The 19,733-nt window shown below is 60.9% G+C and carries 17 protein-coding genes and 4 pseudogenes; 11 read left to right on the plus strand and 10 right to left on the minus strand.

What is annotated here, in order from left to right; all coding sequences use genetic code 11:
- Positions 1–13: 13 nt before the first annotated feature.
- Together IQK56_RS17685 and IQK56_RS17690 are read right to left on the minus strand one after the other, a co-directional pair.
- Positions 14–1,084, minus strand: coding sequence for an AI-2E family transporter (locus tag IQK56_RS17685; protein ID WP_032888556.1), 1,071 nt, complete (start codon positions 1,082–1,084; stop codon positions 14–16).
- Between the two features lie 30 nt (positions 1,085–1,114).
- Positions 1,115–1,354 (minus strand): sulfurtransferase TusA family protein, encoded by a 240-nt coding sequence (locus tag IQK56_RS17690; protein ID WP_010212198.1) that lies wholly within the window; start codon positions 1,352–1,354, stop codon positions 1,115–1,117.
- 95 nt (positions 1,355–1,449) lie between these two features.
- Between IQK56_RS17690 and IQK56_RS17695 the strand changes: the two genes are divergently transcribed.
- Positions 1,450–2,883, plus strand: coding sequence for a M48 family metalloprotease (locus tag IQK56_RS17695; RefSeq protein ID WP_122308814.1), 1,434 nt, complete (start codon positions 1,450–1,452; stop codon positions 2,881–2,883).
- A gap of 67 nt (positions 2,884–2,950) precedes the next feature.
- Here IQK56_RS17695 and IQK56_RS17700 read toward each other — a convergent pair whose 3' ends face one another.
- The gene (locus tag IQK56_RS17700; protein ID WP_122308812.1) at positions 2,951–4,390 is read right to left on the minus strand and encodes a DegQ family serine endoprotease; all 1,440 of its coding nucleotides are present in this window, start codon (positions 4,388–4,390) and stop codon (positions 2,951–2,953) included.
- Between the two features lie 25 nt (positions 4,391–4,415).
- Here IQK56_RS17700 and IQK56_RS17705 point away from each other — a divergent pair, with 25 nt between their 5' ends.
- Positions 4,416–4,595 carry a hypothetical protein gene (locus IQK56_RS17705; RefSeq protein ID WP_162633354.1) on the plus strand — a complete coding sequence of 60 codons (180 nt, stop codon included), beginning with the start codon at positions 4,416–4,418 and terminating at the stop codon, positions 4,593–4,595.
- Positions 4,596–4,624: 29 nt separating this feature from the next.
- Here the strand turns inward: IQK56_RS17705 and IQK56_RS17710 are convergent, their stop codons facing one another.
- Genes IQK56_RS17710 through rpoE form a run of 3 tightly spaced genes read right to left on the minus strand, consistent with a single transcriptional unit; the run spans position 4,625 to position 6,805 of the window.
- A complete protein-coding gene (locus IQK56_RS17710; protein ID WP_150761403.1) occupies positions 4,625–5,587 on the minus strand; it encodes a MucB/RseB C-terminal domain-containing protein in 963 nt (320 codons plus the stop codon).
- Positions 5,588–5,603: 16 nt separating this feature from the next.
- A complete protein-coding gene (locus tag IQK56_RS17715; RefSeq protein WP_099587499.1) occupies positions 5,604–6,191 on the minus strand; it encodes a sigma-E factor negative regulatory protein in 588 nt (195 codons plus the stop codon).
- Between the two features lie 32 nt (positions 6,192–6,223).
- Complete coding sequence (gene rpoE, locus IQK56_RS17720; protein ID WP_003172477.1) at positions 6,224–6,805, minus strand: RNA polymerase sigma factor RpoE/AlgU; 582 nt, start codon at positions 6,803–6,805, stop codon at positions 6,224–6,226.
- A gap of 463 nt (positions 6,806–7,268) precedes the next feature.
- Here rpoE and nadB point away from each other — a divergent pair, with 463 nt between their 5' ends.
- Complete coding sequence (nadB, locus tag IQK56_RS17725) at positions 7,269–8,885, plus strand: L-aspartate oxidase (protein WP_193861992.1); 1,617 nt, start codon at positions 7,269–7,271, stop codon at positions 8,883–8,885.
- Here the strand turns inward: nadB and IQK56_RS17730 are convergent.
- Together IQK56_RS17730 and IQK56_RS17735 are read right to left on the minus strand one after the other, a co-directional pair.
- The gene (locus tag IQK56_RS17730; RefSeq protein WP_193861991.1) at positions 8,854–9,300 is read right to left on the minus strand and encodes a protein YgfX; all 447 of its coding nucleotides are present in this window, start codon (positions 9,298–9,300) and stop codon (positions 8,854–8,856) included. The genes nadB and IQK56_RS17730 overlap by 32 nt on opposite strands.
- Positions 9,284–9,538, minus strand: a complete 255-nt coding sequence (locus IQK56_RS17735; RefSeq protein ID WP_122308804.1) for an FAD assembly factor SdhE — start codon at positions 9,536–9,538, stop codon at positions 9,284–9,286. Before IQK56_RS17735 ends, IQK56_RS17730 begins: the two co-directional genes overlap by 17 nt.
- Positions 9,539–9,678: 140 nt before the next feature.
- On the opposite strand from IQK56_RS17735, the gene ygfZ reads away from it, so the two are divergent.
- Positions 9,679–10,620 (plus strand): CAF17-like 4Fe-4S cluster assembly/insertion protein YgfZ, encoded by a 942-nt coding sequence (gene ygfZ / locus IQK56_RS17740; protein WP_150674709.1) that lies wholly within the window; start codon positions 9,679–9,681, stop codon positions 10,618–10,620.
- A 36-nt stretch (positions 10,621–10,656) separates the two neighbouring features.
- Positions 10,657–11,478 carry an HDOD domain-containing protein gene (locus IQK56_RS17745; RefSeq protein ID WP_122308800.1) on the plus strand — a complete coding sequence of 274 codons (822 nt, stop codon included), beginning with the start codon at positions 10,657–10,659 and terminating at the stop codon, positions 11,476–11,478.
- Here the strand turns inward: IQK56_RS17745 and IQK56_RS17750 are convergent.
- Positions 11,479–12,863, minus strand: a pseudogene (locus IQK56_RS17750) (sensor histidine kinase).
- Positions 12,856–13,527: a response regulator gene (locus tag IQK56_RS17755; RefSeq protein ID WP_017736361.1), complete on the minus strand. Its 672-nt coding sequence runs from the start codon at positions 13,525–13,527 to the stop codon at positions 12,856–12,858. The pseudogene IQK56_RS17750 and the gene IQK56_RS17755 overlap by 8 nt, the downstream one beginning before the upstream one ends.
- 235 nt (positions 13,528–13,762) lie before the next feature.
- Between IQK56_RS17755 and IQK56_RS17760 the strand changes: the two genes are divergently transcribed.
- The 6 genes and pseudogenes from IQK56_RS17760 to IQK56_RS17785 all read left to right on the plus strand — a co-directional run.
- Positions 13,763–15,055, plus strand: coding sequence for an OprD family porin (locus tag IQK56_RS17760; RefSeq protein WP_122308796.1), 1,293 nt, complete (start codon positions 13,763–13,765; stop codon positions 15,053–15,055).
- Between the two features lie 48 nt (positions 15,056–15,103).
- On the plus strand, positions 15,104–16,087 hold the full coding sequence (locus IQK56_RS17765; RefSeq protein ID WP_150674713.1) for a Bug family tripartite tricarboxylate transporter substrate binding protein: 984 nt from the start codon (positions 15,104–15,106) through the stop codon (positions 16,085–16,087).
- A gap of 63 nt (positions 16,088–16,150) precedes the next feature.
- Positions 16,151–16,609 (plus strand): tripartite tricarboxylate transporter TctB family protein, encoded by a 459-nt coding sequence (locus IQK56_RS17770; RefSeq protein ID WP_122308792.1) that lies wholly within the window; start codon positions 16,151–16,153, stop codon positions 16,607–16,609.
- Position 16,610: 1 nt separating this feature from the next.
- Positions 16,611–18,124 (plus strand): annotated as a pseudogene (locus IQK56_RS17775) (tripartite tricarboxylate transporter permease).
- Positions 18,117–19,144: pseudogene (locus tag IQK56_RS17780) on the plus strand (AbrB family transcriptional regulator). Before IQK56_RS17775 ends, IQK56_RS17780 begins: the two co-directional pseudogenes overlap by 8 nt.
- A 156-nt stretch (positions 19,145–19,300) precedes the next feature.
- A pseudogene (locus IQK56_RS17785) lies at positions 19,301–19,733 on the plus strand (hypothetical protein); the annotation flags it as partial.

A 19,733-nucleotide genomic window follows, 5' to 3' on the forward strand; every position in this document is an offset into this window, starting at 1 on the left:
GCAAGCCCGCTCACTACAACAATGGTGCAACAACTGGCTCCTGCCTTGGCCACGCATCCAGCACGGCCTTGAACAGCGTTGCCAGGGGAATCGCAAAGAACACCCCCCAGAATCCCCACAACCCGCCAAACAACAACACCGCGCAGATGATCGCCACCGGGTGCAGGTTGACCGCCTCCGAGAAGAGCAACGGCACCAGCACGTTGCCATCCAGGGTCTGGATGATCCCGTACACCGCCATCAGGTAGATGAACTGATCGCTCCAGCCCCACTGGAACAGCGCAATCAGTGTCACCGGCACCGTCACCACCACCGCGCCGACATACGGCACTACCACTGAAATACCGACCAGCAATGCCAGCAGGGCCGCGTAATTCAAGTCCAGGGCAATAAAGGCGATGTAGGTAACGCCGCCGCAGATAATGATTTCGATGACTTTGCCACGAATGTAGTTGGCGATCTGGCGATTCATCTCCTCGGCCACCCGGGTAATCAGCGCTCGCTCACGCGGCAGGTAGCCACTCACCCAGCGACCGATCATTGCGCGGTCCTTGAGGAAGAAGAACACCAGGATCGGCACCAGCACCAGGTAGATCATGATGTTGACCAGCAGCGGCAGGCTGGACAGGGAAAACGTCAGCGCCCATTGCCCGAATTTTCCGATTTCGCCGCGTGCCACTTCGATCGCCTGCAACACCTGCTCGTCCGACACCAGATGCGGGTAGCGCTCCGGTAACAGCAGCAACAGCGACTGCCACTTGGCGAGCATGCCCGGCAGCTCGTTGAACAGCGTGATCAGTTGGTGCCACAGCAGCGGCAACACCACCACGATAAACACCACCAGCAGGCCCATGAACAAGGCAAATACCAGCCCCACCGCCGCACCACCCGGCAAGCGCAAGCGTTCAAGGGTAGTGACCAGGCCCTGCATCAGGTAAGCCAACACCATCCCCGCGAGGACGGGCGCCAGCATGCCACCCAGGGTGAGCACGGCAGTAAAGGCCAGGAACAGCAGGACGGCCAGCACCACAGCTTCTTCATCCGAGAAGTAGCGCTGGATCCAGTCTCGTAACACTTTGAACATCAATCAACCTCGGTTGGTAGGGGCAGCGGTTCAGGCCTTGCGCAACCAGTAACGGTAAACACCGGCGGCATCTTCTTCATGCAGCAGCGTGTGGCCGGCCAGCTTGGCAAATGTGCGGAAATCGCGCTGGGAGCCTGCGTCCGTGGCGATCACCTTGAGCACAGCACCGCTGGCCAATCGATTCAGTTCCAGCTTGGCCTTCAGCAAAGGCAACGGGCAATTGAGGCCGCTGGCGTCAAGCTCGGCATCAAAGGCTACAGCGTCGGTCATGGGTTTACTCCGGGCAAGCGTTCGGGGTGCTTAGAATATCTGGTCCGACGCTCAGTGTCCGGCTACAGTAAGCTCTTTGTCCAAAGGCTCTGTGCATGACTTTTTTGCGCCCTACCCTGCTGACGCTGGCTTGCCTGCTGGCCTCTCCGGGCTTTGCTGACGACCTGCCGTCGCTTGGCGACGCCAGTTCTGCCATTGTCTCGCCACAACAGGAATTCCAATTGGGCCGTGCCTGGCTGGCTTATCTGCGTGGGCAGGTTTCCCAACTGAACGATCCGCAACTCAAGGATTACGTCGAAACCAGCGTGTACAAGCTGGTGGAAACCAGCCAGGTGAATGACCGTCGCCTGGAGTTCATCCTGATCAACAGCCCACAACTCAACGCCTTTGCCGCGCCAGGCGGTATCGTCGGCGTAAACGGCGGCCTGTTCCTCAACGCCCAGACCGAAGGGGAATACGCCTCGGTGCTGGCCCACGAATTGGCTCACTTGTCCCAACGCCACTTCGCCCGGGGTGTTGAAGCGCAACAGCGCATGCAGATCCCGATGATGGCTGCCCTGCTCGGCGGCATCATCGCGGCAGCCGCCGGCGCAGGCGACGCAGGCATTGCTGCGATTGCCGGCACCCAGGCGGCGGCGATCCAGGAACAACGGCGCTTCTCTCGGCAGAATGAACAAGAGGCGGACCGTATCGGCATCGTCAACCTGGAGAAAGCCGGTTACGACCCGCGCTCCATGCCGACCATGTTCGAGCGTTTGGGACGCCAATACCGCTTCGACGCCAAGCCACCGGAATTCCTGCTGACGCACCCGGTCACCGAATCGCGGATCGCCGACACCCGCAACCGCGCCGAGCAATCCAAGCCCGGTGGCAAGGAGGACAGCCTGCGCTACCAACTGATCCGCGCACGGGTGCAGTTGCAATATGAGGACACCTCGGGACTCGCCGCCAAGCGCTTCCAGGCGCAACTGGACGAGAACCCGAAAAACGATGTGGCGCGTTATGGCTTGGCCATCGCCCAGATCAAGGCCTCACAGTTCAAGCAGGCGCGAGATAGCCTGCAACCGTTGCTGGCCAAGGCCCCCAATGACATCACTTACAACCTGGCGCAGATCCAGCTGGATATCGACAGCAGCCATCTGCCCGATGCCCAGCAACGCACAGATCGGATGTTGACCCAATACCCTGGCAACTACCCACTGAATCAGATCCGGGTCGACCTGTTGCTTAAACAGAATCGTACCGCCGATGCGGAAAAGGCCCTGGATGGCCTGCTCAAGTCCCGCCCAGACGATCCAGACGTGTGGTATCAAGTCGCCGAGACTCGCGGCCTGTCGGGCAACATCATCGGCCTGCACCAAGCCCGCGCTGAGTACTTTGCGCTGGTTGGCGACTTTCAGCAGGCGATTCAGCAACTGGACTTCGCCAAGCGCCGTGCGGGCAGCAACTTCCCGTTGTCGTCACGTATCGACGCACGCCAACGTGAGCTGATCGAACAGGAACGCCTGGTAAAAGGGATGATGGGCTAAACCCATCACCCACAAAAAAGCCCCGCCATCGTTAACCGACGGCGGGGCTTTTTATTGGCTTAGCGGATTACTCGGCCAGCTTGAAGGTAATAAAGCTGGCACGCCCCTGACGCAACACACGCATCGACACCGAGCGATTCTTCGGCAGCGCCTTGGCGATGTCGGTGAACTGCTTGGTGGTGTCGATTGCTTGATTGTTCAGGTGGGTGATCACGTCGCCCGGCTGCAGGCCGATCAAGGCTGCGGGGCCATCCTGCACTTCCTTGATCACTACGCCGCCCTTGAGGTCGAAGGTTTTCTTCTGCTCGTCGGTCAGCTCAACCACTGCGATGCCCAGGCGGTTGCTGCTGCGCTCAGCACCCGGCTTGTTATTGCCCAGGGCGTCCAGGGTCGCACCCTCTTCAGGGATGGCGCCTACGGTCAGCTCAACGTTCTGGCGCTTGCCTTCACGAATCACTTCCAGCTTGGCCTTGCTCCCCGCCTTCAGTGCACCTACCAGATGTGGCAGGTCTGCCGACATGACAATCGGCTGGCCGTTCATGCTCAGGATCACGTCGCCGACTTGCAGGCCGCCTTTGGCAGCAGGGCCGTCATCCTGGATCTGTGCAACCAGCGCGCCGGCCGGTTTGTCGAGACCGAAGGACTCAGCGAGGTCTTTGTTCACTTCCTGGATCACTACACCCAACCAACCACGGCTGACCTTGCCACCACTTTTCAGTTGGTTGGAAACATCCATGGCCACGTCGATCGGGATAGCAAACGACACGCCCATGAAGCCGCCGGAACGGGTGTAGATCTGCGAGTTGATACCCACTACTTCACCGGCCAGGTTGAACAGCGGGCCACCGGAGTTACCCGGATTGATCGGCACGTCGGTCTGGATGAACGGCACGTAGTTTTCGTTCGGCAGGCTGCGACCAATGGCACTGACGATGCCCTGCGTCACGGTGTGGTCAAAACCGAACGGAGAACCGATGGCAACAACCCACTGCCCAGCTTTCAGGTCCTGAGACTTGCCCAGCTTGAGCACTGGCAGGTCCTTGCCTTCTATCTTCAGCAGCGCGACGTCGGAACGTGGATCGGTGCCCACCAGCTTGGCTTTCAGCTCGCTACGGTCGGCCAGACGCACGAGAATCTCGTCGGCGTCGGCAATCACGTGGTTGTTGGTGAGGATGTAGCCATCAGGTGAAATGATAAAGCCCGAGCCCAGGGACTGTGCTTCACGCTGACCGCCACCACCGCCACGAGGGGTGCGTGGCTGAGGCATGCCTCGCTCGAAGAACTCACGCAGCATCGGCGGCAGGCCTTCAAGGTCTGGCATCTGCTGATTCGACACTTTGCGATCCGGCAGTTTCTGCGTGGTACTGATGTTCACCACAGCTGGCGAGGCTTGCTCAACCAATTGGGTGAAATCAGGCAACTCGGCCGCTTGCGCAGGCACGGCCTGGCCCAGCACAAGCACCGTTGCGACTATGGATAGGTAGGATTTCAAACGTGGTATCGACATACAGCTCCCGTTACGACGAGCAGGGTTGAGCGACAGGGTTCAAGAAACGCCGAAAACTGCGACCGACATTTTTGTTCCGCGAACAAAACAAGGCCAGAGCCGACAAGCCCTGACCTATAAAAAACATGGGGGATTTTTGCAAGTGAAAATGCTGATCCAGACATTTCATGCTCTCGGCAGCCAACCTGGCATGGACGTACAGTGAAAGAGCCGGATGAACATAGGATTAACAACTCACGGCTGGGTGGCGGCCTTTTTTTCACCGCGCACTGACAGCGCGATACGCTCGGCGGTGCCGATAGGAATTTCACCCACGACCGTCACCATCATTTCGCCGTCCACCGTATTGAGGCGACGGGACACTGCAACCGTGGGGCCTAACTGGGTGCGCGTCTCGGTCACGCTCACATCGCTGATCGGCTCGAGAAACACCGAAAACCGTGCGAGCCCGTCTTCATACATCAAGCTGTCGACCGTGGCCTTGGTGTGAGTGTCTTTACGGGCACTGCTACTGGTCAGTTGAAAACCCGGTGGCAACCATTCCAAGTGCCAAGCCTCAGCGGACTCGACTTCCGGCGCCTTGGTGTCGGCCACTGCGATAGGCGTGCACTCACTGCTGGGCTGCAAGTCTCGATCACTGGGCGCGGTGGACGTATCCAAGCGGGTGAACTGAAAGCGTTCGAGCAACTGCCCTTGATCGTTCAGCAACAAGGATTTAAGTGGCAGTGCGGTCTCACGATCCAGGTGAAGTTCAAACCCATAACGGTATTGATCACGCGGCGTGATCGACACGATGACAGCATTACGACCGGCCACGCGGGATTTTCCGATGACGGCCAGTTCATAGAATTGATTGAGTTTTTGCGGATCAAGCGCGCGCGAAGGGGCCTCACGCGAATTGCCAAGGCCAGCGACCAGCGTACCGCTGACGCATTGGGTGCGGCCATCCACTCGCACAACTTCCTGGGCAGAACCATCGAGCTGTAAAAGCCGCTCGCGGACCTGACCGTTCTGGACAAGATGCCAGATGTCATGGGTGGAAAAACTGCTGTTACGCTCGTAGACGAACGTACCTTCAAAGCTTTGTTTCTGCTCGGCACGCCCAAGTCGAGTCAGCCAGTCTTGGGCTTCATCGGCATGGGCGGGTAGTGCAAACCAACCACTGAGCAACAGCGTAAGGAGCGGTATGGCGCGCATAATGCTCCCTAGCGGTTTAGCGGTTTTCCAGGCTTGCAGCGCGAGCGTATGGCAGAGCGCTTTCAGTGCCTTTCAGGGCTGATTCCTGTGCGTGTTGGCGCAGGTAACCTGGAAGACGCTGGTCCTGCCAGCCGGATTGCCCTTGAAGTACACCGTTGGCCATAGGGCCGGTGGTGTCTGAGCTTTCCTTGTAGCCGGCCAGTACTGCTGGGCCTTTGACTTGCGGACCGGCCATGACCGGTTGCTGAGTCTGTTGGGCCAGTTCGGCACCAGCGATATCGTCCTGGTTGTACAGGCGAACACCGGCAAGCACTGCAACTGTCACCGAGGCAGCAACTGCCAGGCGACCGAGGCTACGCCAAGGACCACGAGCAGCTTTTGCCGGAACGGCTTCATCGGCCAGCGCAGCAGAAACGGCCGCAGCAATATCCAGACGAGGGATTAGAAGATCCTTGTGCATCACCGCCCGAGCGACTTGGTAACGAGACCAGGTATCACGGGTTTCGGCATCATCAAATGCGTTGAGCACTCGACGAAGTTCCAGTTCATCCGCTTCGTTATCCATCACTGCGGACAGCGATTCCTGCAGGGCATCACGACTCATGGCGGTTCCTCTCTTGGCTGTCGCCGCTGTCTTTAGTTCTCTTGCAACAACGGTTGCAAGGCTTTATCGATGGCTTCCCGGGCCCGGAAAATCCGTGACCTTACAGTCCCCACCGGACACTGCATGACGCTCGCAATGTCTTCGTAACTCAGACCATCGAATTCACGTAAAGTTAACGCTGTACGCAAATCTTCTGGCAATTGCTGAATAGTGCGATGGACGGTGCCTTCAATCTCGTCGCGCAGCAATGCACGCTCCGGCGACTCGAGATCTTTGAGGCCGTGATCACCATCGTAAAATTCTGCATCTTCCGAACTAACATCACTATCGGGTGGGCGGCGCCCGCGAGACACCAGATAGTTCTTCGCCGTGTTGATGGCGATGCGGTACAGCCACGTGTAAAACGCACTGTCACCGCGGAAATTGCCCAGTGCACGGTAGGCCTTGATAAAGGCCTCTTGTGCAACGTCCTGCGCTTCATGGGTGTCGTGCACAAACCGCACGATCAACCCGAGAATTTTGTGCTGGTATTTCAGCACTAGCAGATCAAATGCTCGCTTGTCGCCGCGTTGAACGCGCTCGACCAGCTGCTGATCCTCTTCCTGGGTTAGCATGAACACTCCTCGTTGTACTTGAAGGAGGCTTGCATAACTAAACGATCAGGCTTGCAAACATAGACTCGGACTTTTCGCAAAAGTTCTCCCCCTTCAAGCAAGTTTCCGGCATGCACTGATTTGGCACACACGAAAAACGCAGCGCGGGCAACGCCGGCTGCGCGAATAATCTTGTCGCCGGTTTTCTGACGCGTCCAATGCTCCCGACGGGCCAATAAACTCAACGTTTTCCCAGCTTTCGGGCAACCTGCTATTGAGTCGGGGCTTATGCAAAAAGTTCCCGCTCCAATAACCGGCGGATTTTACCCAAGCCACGCACTGTAATCTCACATTGCCACGAATGCCCGGCTATTGTGCCGCTCCCCCCCTCTATATACTAGTGGTCCGTGTGACCCTTTGATTCGCCGATCCAGGCGTCCTGTCTGCGCCTGCCCTTTGGATCGCTTTTTGCGGAATCCTTCAAATGAGCCAACAGTTTCAACACGATGTCCTGGTGATCGGCAGCGGCGCGGCCGGATTGAGCCTTGCACTGACCCTTCCCAGCCATCTGCGCATTGCGGTCCTGAGCAAAGGCGACCTGGCCAACGGCTCCACATTCTGGGCCCAAGGCGGTGTCGCCGCTGTGCTGGATGACACCGATACCGTGCAATCCCACGTCGAAGACACGCTCAACGCCGGCGGCGGCCTGTGCAACGAAGACGCGGTGCGTTTTACCGTCGAGCACAGCCGCGAGGCGATCCAATGGCTGATCGACCAGGGCGTGCCGTTTACCCGCGACGAACACGCGAGCAGTGACGACGGCGGCTTCGAATTCCACCTCACACGCGAAGGCGGCCACAGCCACCGCCGCATCATCCACGCCGCCGACGCCACCGGTGCCGCGATCTTCAAGACCCTGCTCGACCAGGCTCGCCAGCGCCCCAACATCGAATTGCTGGAACAACGCGTCGCCGTCGACCTGATCACCGAAAAACGCCTGGGCCTGGACGGCGAGCGCTGCCTCGGCGCCTACGTGCTCAACCGCGCCAGCGGCGAAGTCGACACCTATGGCGCACGCTTCACGATTCTCGCCTCGGGCGGTGCGGCCAAGGTCTACCTCTACACCAGCAACCCCGACGGGGCCTGCGGTGACGGCATCGCCATGGCCTGGCGATCGGGCTGCCGGGTGGCCAACCTGGAATTCAATCAATTCCACCCCACCTGCCTGTATCACCCGCAGGCCAAGAGCTTCCTGATCACTGAAGCCCTGCGCGGCGAAGGTGCGCACCTGAAACTGCCAAATGGCGAACGCTTCATGCAGCGCTTCGACACACGCGCCGAACTGGCCCCACGGGATATCGTCGCCCGCGCCATCGACCACGAGATGAAACGCCTGGGCGTCGACTGCGTATACCTGGACATCAGCCACAAACCGGAAGACTTCATCAAGACCCACTTCCCCACCGTCTATGAGCGCTGCCTGGCGTTCAACATCGATATCACCAAAGGCCCGATCCCCGTGGTGCCGGCCGCGCACTACACCTGCGGCGGCGTGATGGTCGACCAGCATGGCCGCACCGACGTGCCCGGTCTGTATGCGATTGGCGAAACCAGCTTCACCGGCCTGCACGGCGCCAACCGCATGGCCAGCAACTCGTTGCTCGAATGCTTCGTCTATGCCCGCTCGGCCGCTGCGGACATTCTCGACCAACTGCCGCGCATCCCGGTGCCGACCGCCCTGCCCCGCTGGGATGCCAGCCAGGTCACCGATTCGGACGAAGACGTGATCATCGCCCACAACTGGGACGAGCTGCGACGCTTCATGTGGGACTACGTGGGGATCGTGCGCACCAACAAGCGCCTGCAACGGGCTCAGCACCGCGTGCGTTTGCTGCTGGATGAGATTGATGAGTTCTACAGCAACTATAAAGTCAGCCGTGACCTGATCGAGTTGCGCAACCTGGCGCAGGTCGCTGAACTGATGATCCGCTCGGCCATGGAGCGCAAGGAAAGCCGGGGCCTGCATTACACCCTCGACTATCCGCAGATGCTGCCCGAGGCCCGCGACACTATTCTGGTGCCAACCACCTACGGCGGCTGAACTTCAGGCGTACCCGCAGGCGCCGGTGCACATCGGCGACCTGCGAATCCCGCGGCACACAGACCGAACGCACCCACCACTCGCCCTGCACCCGATAGCGCAACACCACAATCAGCGGCAACGCCAGGCTGTCTGGGCGCAACTGCACGCTGTGCCATCCCCGCTCATGACTGAACAACTGCCAACCGTCCTCATCACGACGCAGCCCAAGAACCGACGAGCGGTGGGTCAAGAGGATATGACGTGGCAGCATCCAGGCCGCATGGGCCAGGCATAACAGAACGCCAAGGAAAGCAAAGGGGAAATCGAGGGCCAAACAGGCGCCCAGCGCGAACAGCTGGGCAAGCACATACGCCGCCAGCAACAGCCGTGAGGCCTGCCAGCGGCATTCAAAGCGATTACTTGGGCTGAACACGGTCCAGAATAATCCGAACCATACGCTGCAGCTCAGGATCTTCCGATTCGGCGCGTTCCATGAACCAGCCGAACATGTCCTGGTCTTCGCATTCCAGCAGACGGACATAAAGGTCGCGATCTACCTGATTGAGCGTCGCATAAACCTCTTTGGTGAAAGGCACCAACAACACATCCAGTTCCAGCATGCCACGACGGCTGTGCCAGTAGAGGCGATTGATTTCTACATCTTCGACCATGGAGCGCTCCTCAAATAGAGCGCAAGTATACAGGCCCGACGGCACCGGAACAGTCGGCTTTGGTCGCCCCATATGGAAACTATCCATTTGCCGGGCGCCCCTCTATGATGCACCCATGACTTTTTGACCTGCGATGACCCATGGCTGACTCCGCTTTTTTCTGCTCGCTGTCCCACGAAGGCATTCTGGCCGTCCGCGGTTCCGACGCTGCCAAGTTCCTGCAGGGCCAGCTCACCTGCAACCTCAACTACCTGAGCGACACCCAGGCCAGCCTGGGTGCGCGCTGTACGCAAAAAGGCCGCATGCAATCGAGCTTCCGCATCCTGCTGCAAGGTGACGGCGTGTTGCTGGCGATGGCCACTGAGCTGCTGGAACCGCAGCTGGCCGACCTGAAGAAATACGCAGTCTTCTCCAAGTCCAAGCTCACCGACGAAAGCGCCGCCTGGGTGCGTTTCGGGCTGGCCCATGGTGACCAGGCGCTTGGCAGCCTGGGCCTTGAGCTTCCAGCCGAGACCGACAGCGTGGCGCGTGCCGAAGCGCTGGTCGCCATCCGCGTCTCCCCGGCCCGTGCCGAACTCTGGGTGCCTGCCGAGCAAGCCGACACCGTGCGCAGCCAACTCGCCGCGCACTTAAAGGAAGCCGACTTGAACGAATGGCTGCTCGGCCAGATCCGCGCCGGCATCGGCCAGGTTATGCCGCAGACCCGCGAAGTCTTCATCCCGCAGATGCTCAACCTGCAGGCGGTGGGCGGCGTGAGCTTCAAGAAAGGTTGCTACACCGGCCAGGAAATCGTCGCGCGCATGCAGTACCTGGGCAAACTCAAGCGTCGCTTGTATCGCCTGAGCCTCAACGCGGCTGACATGCCCGAGCCAGGCACCCCGCTGTTTTCCCCCAGCCACAACAGCTCGATCGGCGAAGTGGTGATTGCCGCAAAAGCTGACCAAGTGATTGAACTTCTGGCCGTATTGCAAGCCGAAGCTGCCGATAGTGGCGATGTGCACCTAGGCACACTGGAAGGCCCCGGCTTGCAGCTGCTTGAGCTGCCTTACACCCTCGACCGCGATCGAGAAATCCAGCGTTAGTCGCCGTACCTTTTTGCAGCACCCTAGAGAGCATGAATGAACAAACTGGCGGAAAAAGTCCAACAGGCGTTGGTTAAGGCCATCAACAACGATGACCTGGTTCTGCCGACATTGCCGGAAGTGGCCCTGAACATCCGTCAGGCCGCTGAAGACCCGGAAATCAGCATCAGCCACTTGAGCAAAGTCATCGGTCGCGACACCGCGCTGTCGGCGCGCCTGATCAAAGTGGTCAACAGCCCTCTGTTGCGCGCCACCCAGGAAGTCACCGACCTGCACACCGCCATCACCCGGCTGGGCACCAACTACAGCAGCAACCTGGCCATCGGCCTGGTAATGGAACAGATCTTCCATGCCCGTTCCGAAACGGTAGAACAGAAAATGCGCGATGTGTGGCGCCGCAGCCTCGAAGTGGCGGGCGTCAGCTATGCCCTGTGCCGCAGCCACAGCCAGCTCAAGCCGGACCAGGCTGCGCTGGGCGGCTTGGTGCATCAGATCGGCGTGCTGCCGATCCTGACCTATGCCGAAGACCATTACGAGCTGCTGTCGGACCCGGTCAGCCTCAACCACGTGATCGACAGCATCCACCCGGCGCTGGGCGACAAATTGCTCAGCGGCTGGGACTTCCCGGAAATGCTGGCGAAACTGCCGGGCCAGTACCTGAATCTGGAGCGCGACTCCGCCAGCCTCGACTACATCGACCTGGTGCAGATCGCCGTGCTGTACTGCCATCACGGCACCGACCACCCCTTGGCAAGGGTAGAAGTCTCCAACCTGCCGGCAATGAAGAAACTGCGCGTCGACCCCTACAGCGAAAAACTGCGCGCAGAGCTGGATGAAGCCCGCTCGATGTTCGATTGATCAACCGGCGATAAAACTCACCCGCACCTTCAACCCCGCCTGTGCACCATCGTGCAGGCTGATCTGCGCCAGATGGGCGCGGCAGATTTCGCCGACAATCGCCAGCCCCAGGCCTGAGCCCATGCCTTGCTGGCTGCGGCGGTAGAAGCGCTCGAACACCCGGTCGCGCTCATCCAGCGGAATACCTGGGCCGTCATCTTCCACCTCCAATACCGCCGGCGCCGACACCCGCAGAATCACGTTGCCGCCCGGCGGCGTGTGGGCCAGGGCGTTGTCCACCAGGTTGCTCAGCAATTCGTTCAGCAGCGTCGGCTCGCCGCGCAACCACACCGGCTCGTCGGCCTCCAGCGCCAACGCCACGCCACGGCATGGGCCAATGGCGCCATGGCCATGCCCAGCTCGCGGGCCAACTGGCTCAAATCCAGCAACTGCGCGCCACCTTCGGCAATCGCCCGTGCGCCGTTTTCAATGCGCGCCAGGGACAGCAATTGATTGGCCAAATGAGTCAGACGGTCAGTGCCTTGGGCGGCGGTTTCCAGGGTGCTGCGCCAGGTCGCGGGATCTTCGGCGCGCAGGCCGAGTTCCAGGCGTGCCTTGAGTGCCGCCAATGGCGTACGCAGTTCGTGGGAGGCGTCAGCGATAAACTGCGCCTGGCGTTCGAATTGCCCGCGCAGGCGTTCAGTGAAGTGATTGAGGGAACGCACCAGCGGGCCGAACTCGTGCTGCACTTCCACCAGCGGCAAGGGCCGTAAGTCGTCGGGCTGGCGCTCTTCGACTGCCGTGCGCAGGCGCTCCAACGGGCGTAGCGCCGCACTCACGGCAAACCACACCAGCAGCAACGCGCCAACGGCCAGCATGCCCAGGCGCAGCAAGGTGTCGGCCATCAGGCTGCGGGCCATGCTCACGCGGGCTTCGTCGGTTTCGGCCACGCGGATTTCCGCCATGCCGTTCATGTTCGGCTCCGAGACAGCCTTGAGCAGGCTGACCACGCGCACCTCCTGGCCCAGATACTTGGCGTTGTAAAACCGCGCAAGCGCTGGATAGTCATCGGTGCGCGGCGTGCCAGGCGGCGGGCCGGGCAGGTTTTCGTACCCGGAGATCAGCTTCTGGTCGATGTCATTGACCTGGTAATAGATACGCCCGGCGCTGTCGTAGGCGAAGGTGTCCAAGGCCACATAGGGCACGTTGGCGCTGAGGGTACCGTCCACTTGGGTCAGCCCGGCGGCGATGGTCCGCGCCGAGGCCAGGAGCGTGCGGTCGTACGCAGTGTCGGCGGCTTCGCGACCGTTCCAATAGGCGCTCATGCCGCTGGCCAGCATCAACAGCACCAGCAACAGCGCCAGGTTCCACAGCAGGCGCCAGCGCAGGCTGCTGGGCTTATGCATCGCGGGCTTCCAGCAGATAGCCGAGGCCGCGGAAGGTCACGATGGCGATGGGCTGGCCATCGAGTTTCTTGCGCAGGCGGTGCACGTAGATTTCGATAGCATCCGGGCTGGCCTCTTCGTCCAGGCCGAACACCTGGGATGCGAGTTGCTCCTTGCTCATCACACGGCCCGGGCGCGCGATCAACGCTTCGAGCACGGCTTGCTCGCGGGAGGTCAGGGTCATCAGCTCGCCGCCCACGGTGAAGCGCCGTGTATCGAGGTCGTACACCAGCACCCCGCAGGTCTGCTGGCGCTCGCCGCCCAGCACACTGCGGCGCAGCAGTGCCTTGACCCGTGCTTCCAGCTCCGTCAATTCGAAAGGTTTGGCGAGGTAGTCATCGGCGCCCAGATTGAGGCCATGCACGCGGTCTTTCACGTCACTGCGGGCGGTCAGCATCAGCACCGGCAGATTTTTTCCACGGGCGCGCAGGCGGGCCAGCACCTCGAAACCATCCATGCGCGGCAGCCCCACATCAAGGATCGCCGCCGCGTATTCCTCGCTGCTCAAGGCCAGGTCCGCGGCCACGCCATCGTGCAGCACGTCGACGGTCAAACCCGTGCTCTTGAGCGCCTGGGCGACACTTTCGGCGAGTTGCAGATGGTCTTCAACCAGGAGGACACGCATGGATTTCTACCTCGTTCATGGGTGGTCGATGCCACGCCTTGGCGGGCAGTTTACAGGCGCCGCCTGCCCTGTGAAGCCCGAAAACATTGAAAGGCAACTGAAAGGTTAGTGAAAGCTTCGCCCTTTAGCATCCAGCCACGGTAGGCCATGCCTGCTCAGCTACCTCAACCGTAGCGCCCGAAAAACGCCTCGATGCGTTTTCGCCAGAATAAGAACAATAACGGAGTGCACCACGATGCTGTCGACCCAGCCCCAGGCTTGCCCGCCTGTTCGTTTTTCCCGCCTGACCCACACCGCCCTTGCCAGTGCCGCTGCCCTTGCCGGCTTTTCGCCGCTTAGCCAGGCTGCCTTCTTCGAAGACAGCAGCGCGACCCTGGAAACCCGCAACATGTACTTCAACCGCGACTTTCGCGACGGCACCAGTGCGCAGCAATCCAAGCGCGACGAATGGGCCCAGGGCTTCATGCTGAACCTGCAATCAGGCTACACCGACGGCACCGTCGGTTTTGGCGTGGATGCGCTGGGCATGCTCGGGGTCAAGCTCGACTCCAGCCCCGACCGCACCGGCACCGGCCTGCTGCCGACCCATGACGATGGTCGCGCCGCCGATGAGTACTCCAAGCTGGGTTTGACCGGCAAGGTGAAGATCTCCGCCACCGAGTTGAAGATCGGTTCGTTGATGCCTGAACTGCCGATCCTCAAGCCCAACGACGGCCGCATCCTGCCGCAGACATTCAACGGCGGCCTGCTGACCTCCAGGGAATTCAAGAACCTGACGTTCACCGGCGGCCGCCTGGACAAGGCCAAGGACCGCGACGACAGCAACTACGAGGACATTGCCCTCAACAACAAGAACAGCCGCTTCCTCAGCGGCGCCACCGGCAAGCACTTCAACTTCGGTGGCGTGGACTACAAGTTCGCCGACAAGATTACCGGCAGCTACCACTTCGCCCAACTCGACGACGTGTATCGCCAGCACTTCCTCGGCCTGGTGGCCGCACGCCCGATGGGCCCCGGCACCTTCGCCACCGACCTGCGCCTGGCCCTCAGCGATGACACGGGTGCCGCCCGTGGCGGCAAGATCGACAACACCTCCCTCAACGGTCTGTTCAGCTATGCCCTCAATGGCCATAAGCTCAGCGCCGGCTACCAGCACATGTCCGGCGACAGCGCCTTCCCGTATGTGGATGGCAGTGACCCGTACCTGGTCAACTTCGTTCAGATCAATGACTTTGCCGGCGCCGACGAGCGTTCCTGGCAGGCGCGCTACGACTACGACTTCGCCAAGCTGGGCATTCCAGGCCTGAGTTTCATGAGCCGTTACCTGTCGGGTGACAACATCAAGCTCAAGAACGGCGAAACCGGCAAAGAGTGGGAGCGCAACACCGAGATCAAATACGTGGTGCAAACCGGCACGTTCAAAGACGTTGCCGTGCGCCTGCGTAACGCCACCTACCGCTCCAACTATTCAGCCCGTGACGCGGATGAAATGCGCGTACTGGTCAGCTACAGCGTTGCCCTTTGGTAAGGGTGCTCTGGCAGTAGAACCTCACAACAAAAAAAGACGGAGATAACCATGACCCCTTCACTGCGTAAATTTGCCCTCGCTGCCGGTTGCATGCTGTTCGCCGGCCAACTGCTGGCCGCCGATGAACCCAAGCGCCCGGAATGCATCGCCCCGGCCTCCCCCGGCGGTGGTTTTGACCTGACCTGCAAACTGGCGCAAAGCGCGCTGGTCAACGAGAAGTTGCTGAGCAAGCCGATGCGCGTGACCTACATGCCTGGCGGCGTGGGCGCGGTGGCTTACAACGCGGTGGTCGCCCAGCGCCCTGCCGATGCTGGCACTCTGGTGGCCTGGTCCAGCGGTTCGCTGTTGAACCTGGCACAAGGCAAGTTCGGGCGTTTTGATGAAAGCGCCGTGCGTTGGTTGGCGGCCGTCGGCACCAGCTACGGGGCTATCGCGGTGAAAAGTGATTCGCCCTACAAGACCCTCGACGATCTCGTAAAAGCCTTGAAGAAAGATCCGGGCAGCGTGGTGATTGGTTCCGGCGGCACCGTCGGCAGCCAGGACTGGATGCAGACCGCCCTGATCGCCAAGGCTGCCGGGATCAACCCCCGCGAGCTGCGGTATGTGGCCCTCGAAGGCGGCGGCGAAATCGCCACCGCCCTGCTCGGTGGTCACATCCAGGTGGGCAGTACCGACATCTCCGACTCCATGCCGCACATCCTGAGTGGCGACATGCGCCTGCTGGCGGTGTTCTCCGAGAAGCGTCTGGACGAGCCGGAAATGAAGGACATTCCGACCGCCAAGGAGCAAGGCTACGACATCGTCTGGCCAGTGGTACGCGGCTTCTACCTCGGGCCAAAAGTCAGCGATGCCGACTACGCCTGGTGGAAAGACGCGTTCGACAAACTGCTGGCCTCCGAAGAGTTCGCCAAGCTGCGTGACCAGCGCGAGCTCTTCCCGTTCGCCATGACCGGCCCGGAGCTGGACACCTACGTGAAGAAACAGGTGGCTGACTACAAAGTGTTGGCCAAAGAGTTCGGCCTGATCCAGTAATCGCCCCTCCTTCCCAGCGCGGCCACGCCCTCCTTCTCCGGGGGCGTGGCCCAGGAGTTCTACATGCTTTTACAACGCATTTTTGCCGCTGTGCTGTTGCTGGCCTGTGCCGGCCTGGCGCTGATGGCCTGGCCGTATCAGGCGGCGTTTTCCTATGAGCCGGTAGGGCCTCGCGCCTACCCGCTGCTGATGCTCGGGCTGATGAGCCTGGCACTGATCTACATGCTGTTTCGCCCGCAACCGACCAAGCACACCGAGGAAGAGCCGGCGCTCGACCGCGAAACCCTGGTCAAGATCGCTATTTGCGTCGGCCTGTTGATCGTGTTCGCCGGCACCTTCGAACCCCTGGGTTTCATTCTCAGCAGCATGCTGATCGGCATCCCGATGGCGCGCCTGTATGGCGGCCGCTGGTTGCCCAGTGTGGTGATCGTCAGCCTGATGGCCATCGGTCTTTATCTGCTGTTCGATAAAGCCATGGATGTTCCGCTGCCCCTCGGCCTGCTCGACGTTCTGGAGAACTGATATGGATACTTTCGGCTATTTGGGCCAGGGCTTCGGCGTTGCACTGTCCCCTTACAACCTGGTGACCGCCCTCTGCGGCACCTTGATCGGCACCGTGGTCGGCCTGTTGCCTGGCCTGGGCCCGATCAACGGCGTGGCGCTGTTGATCCCCATCGCATTCGCCCTGGGCCTGCCCCCGGAGTCGGCGCTGATCCTGCTGGCGGCCGTGTACCTGGGCTGCGAATACGGCGGGCGTATCAGCTCGATCCTGCTGAACATCCCCGGCGAAGCCTCCACCGTGATGACCACCCTCGACGGCTACCCGATGGCCCGTAAAGGCCTGGCGGGCGTGGCACTGTCGTTGTCGGCATGGAGTTCGTTCATCGGCGCGTTTATCGCCACCTGCGGCATGGTGTTGTTTGCGCCGCTGCTGGCCAAATGGGCGATTGCCTTCGGTCCGGCGGAATATTTCGTACTGATGGTGTTTGCGATTGTCTGCCTGGGCGGCATGGCCGGTGACAAACCGCTGAAGACGTTTGTGGCGGCGCTGATCGGCCTGTTCCTGTCGGCGGTGGGCATCGACGCCAACAGCGGCGTGTACCGCTTTACCGGCGACAACATCCACCTCACCGACGGCATCCAGTTCGTGGTGTTGGTGCTGGGCCTGTTCTCCATCAGTGAGATCCTGTTGCTGCTGGAAAAAACCCACCGTGGCCAGGAAGCGGTAAAAGCCACCGGACGGATGATGTTCAACCTGAAGGAAGCCGGTTCGGTATTCGTAGTGAATATCCGCTGCGGCCTGCTCGGTTTCATCATGGGCGTATTGCCGGGTGCCGGCGCGACCTTGGCTTCGGCCGTTGCCTACATGACCGAAAAACGCCTGGCCGGTGCCAGCGGCAAATTCGGCCAGGGCGACATGCGCGGCCTGGCGCACCGGAAACCGCTATCGGCGCGTCTGCCTGCGGCGCCCTGGTGCCGATGCTGACCCTCGGCGTACCCGGTTCGGGCACCACGGCGGTGATGATCGGCGCGCTGTCGCTGTACAACATCACGCCGGGCCCGCTGCTGTTCCAACAGCAACCGGACATCGTCTGGGGCCTGATCGCGTCGTTGTTTATCGCCAACATCATGCTGGTGATCCTCAACATCCCGATGATCCGCATCTTCACACGCATCCTCGCCGTGCCGAACTGGGCGCTGGTGCCGGTGATCGCCATCATCACCGCGATTGGCGTGTACGCGGTGCATGCCACCACCTTCGACCTGTTCCTGATGGTCGGTATCGGCATCTTCGGCTACATCCTGCGCAAGCTGGATTTCCCGCTGTCGCCGGTGCTGCTGGGCTTTATCCTCGGCGGCCTGATGGAGCAGAACCTGCGCCGTGCGTTGTCGATCTCCAACGGTGACCTGCAGATTCTCTGGTCAAGCCCGATCACCTTCGGGGTGTGGGTACTGACCGCGTTGATGCTGGCCTTCCCGCTGATCCGCATCTACCGCAAACGTGCCCTGCAGCGTCGTGCCGTGGCCGATGTCTGAAGTCACCTTTAAACATTGGTGGGGAACACCGCTGGTCGGCCTGGCCGGCGGTTACCTGGCCAGCCTGGTCGGCTGGCCGTTGCCGTACATGGTCGGCTCATTGCTGGCGATCATCCTGGTGCGTTGCCTCACGCTTGGCAGTTGGCCGAGATTCCCGGCGGGCGCAAATGCGGCCAATGGGTGGTGGGCATCGGTATCGGCCTGCACTTCACCCCGGTGGTGATCGAGCAGGTGATGAGCCACTTCGGCCTGATCTTCTTCGGCGCGCTGGTCACCAGCCTGTCGAGCGTGGTCGGCGTGTGGCTGATGCGCCGCAGCGGTGAAGATCGCGCCACTGCGTTTTTCTCCAGCATGCCGGGCGGTTCCGGTGAGATGGTCAACCTCGGCGCACGCAATGGCGCAGTGCTCAGCCGCGTCGCGGCGGGCCAGAGTTTGCGGGTGCTGGTGGTGGTGTTGTGTGTGCCGGCGATCTTCAAGTACTTGCTGGATGGCGGTACGCCGCAGTTTCATCCGGCGCCGGTAAGTTGGGCCTGGCTGGCGGTGCTGTTTCCGGCCGGTGCGCTGGTAGCCTGGGGATGGCAGCGCTTGCGTCAGCCTAACCCGTGGTTGTTCGGACCATTGCTGGTCAGTGCGACGGCCAGCGTGATGTGGGACCTGCATATCGGCCTGCCCGACGGCGGCAGCCAGATCGGCCAGTGGCTGATCGGCAGCGGTTTGGGCTGTCACTTCAATCGGCAGTTCTTTCGTCGTGCGCCGTCCTTCATGGGCCGAACCTTGATCGGCACGGCGCTGACCATGGCGCTGGCGACGCTGGCAGCGGTGGGCTTGAGCGCCCTCACCCATCTGGACTTGCGCTCGCTGACCCTGGGCATGATGCCCGGCGGCATTGCCGAGATGAGCCTCACGGCCGAAACCCTGCAACTGTCGGTGCCACTGGTGACGGCGATGCAGGTGATGCGTTTGTTGTTTGTGTTGTTTCTGGCGGAGCCGTTGTTCAGGCACTGGAACCGCCAACCCTGACATCAGCGGTTCAAGTGGCCCGTCCTGGGCCACTGACCACTCGTCGTCACTGTCATTTCTCACAGCTAGTCAACGCCGGGTCGCAGGGTATTGAATCCTTTGGCGGCCCCCTCACTTCACGGTCGCCTTTCATACGGTTCACACAGGATTGCGACCATGAATCAAGACATCGACCCCGCGCTGTTGCTCTTGGAAACGCCCGCTACGCCTTCCTCATCACAACCCGATGATTTGCGCCTCGAGGGGTTTACCCTTCCCCAACCCGCCGATGCACTTCTGACACCGGCGTCCTTTGCCAGCGTACCGTTTTCTGACCTGCCCCTTTATCTGCCAACCCTGAGCAACCCGGTGGTGGGCTACGATGGCGGGCTTAATGACGCGGCGCTGAATGTCGACGGCAAGGGGGTGATCTGTATCCTGCTGCCCTATCTTGACCAGTCCGAAGGCGACTTCATTGAACTGCGGCTCAATGATGTCCGGGCCGACTTTCATACCGTCACTCAGGACGAAGCAGAAAACAGCAATCAAATTGTCCTGTATGCGCCCAGCGGCCGTTTTTTACGCGAGGTCGGGAATACGCTGCAAGCCT

Origin of the sequence: Pseudomonas cyclaminis, assembly GCF_015163715.1 — a bacterium.
Taxonomy (GTDB): Bacteria; Pseudomonadota; Gammaproteobacteria; order Pseudomonadales; family Pseudomonadaceae; genus Aquipseudomonas; species Aquipseudomonas cyclaminis.

Coding starts and splice junctions, on each gene's coding strand:
- IQK56_RS17685 (WP_032888556.1), bottom strand. CDS start 1,084: ATGTTCAAAGTGTTACGAGACTGGATCCAGCGCTACTTCTCGGATGAA.
- IQK56_RS17690 (WP_010212198.1), bottom strand. CDS start 1,354: ATGACCGACGCTGTAGCCTTTGATGCCGAGCTTGACGCCAGCGGCCTC.
- IQK56_RS17695 (WP_122308814.1), top strand. CDS start 1,450: ATGACTTTTTTGCGCCCTACCCTGCTGACGCTGGCTTGCCTGCTGGCC.
- IQK56_RS17700 (WP_122308812.1), bottom strand. CDS start 4,390: ATGTCGATACCACGTTTGAAATCCTACCTATCCATAGTCGCAACGGTG.
- IQK56_RS17710 (WP_150761403.1), bottom strand. CDS start 5,587: ATGCGCGCCATACCGCTCCTTACGCTGTTGCTCAGTGGTTGGTTTGCA.
- IQK56_RS17715 (WP_099587499.1), bottom strand. CDS start 6,191: ATGAGTCGTGATGCCCTGCAGGAATCGCTGTCCGCAGTGATGGATAAC.
- rpoE (WP_003172477.1), bottom strand. CDS start 6,805: ATGCTAACCCAGGAAGAGGATCAGCAGCTGGTCGAGCGCGTTCAACGC.
- nadB (WP_193861992.1), top strand. CDS start 7,269: ATGAGCCAACAGTTTCAACACGATGTCCTGGTGATCGGCAGCGGCGCG.
- IQK56_RS17735 (WP_122308804.1), bottom strand. CDS start 9,538: ATGGTCGAAGATGTAGAAATCAATCGCCTCTACTGGCACAGCCGTCGT.
- ygfZ (WP_150674709.1), top strand. CDS start 9,679: ATGGCTGACTCCGCTTTTTTCTGCTCGCTGTCCCACGAAGGCATTCTG.
- IQK56_RS17745 (WP_122308800.1), top strand. CDS start 10,657: ATGAACAAACTGGCGGAAAAAGTCCAACAGGCGTTGGTTAAGGCCATC.
- IQK56_RS17755 (WP_017736361.1), bottom strand. CDS start 13,527: ATGCGTGTCCTCCTGGTTGAAGACCATCTGCAACTCGCCGAAAGTGTC.
- IQK56_RS17760 (WP_122308796.1), top strand. CDS start 13,763: ATGCTGTCGACCCAGCCCCAGGCTTGCCCGCCTGTTCGTTTTTCCCGC.
- IQK56_RS17765 (WP_150674713.1), top strand. CDS start 15,104: ATGACCCCTTCACTGCGTAAATTTGCCCTCGCTGCCGGTTGCATGCTG.
- IQK56_RS17770 (WP_122308792.1), top strand. CDS start 16,151: ATGCTTTTACAACGCATTTTTGCCGCTGTGCTGTTGCTGGCCTGTGCC.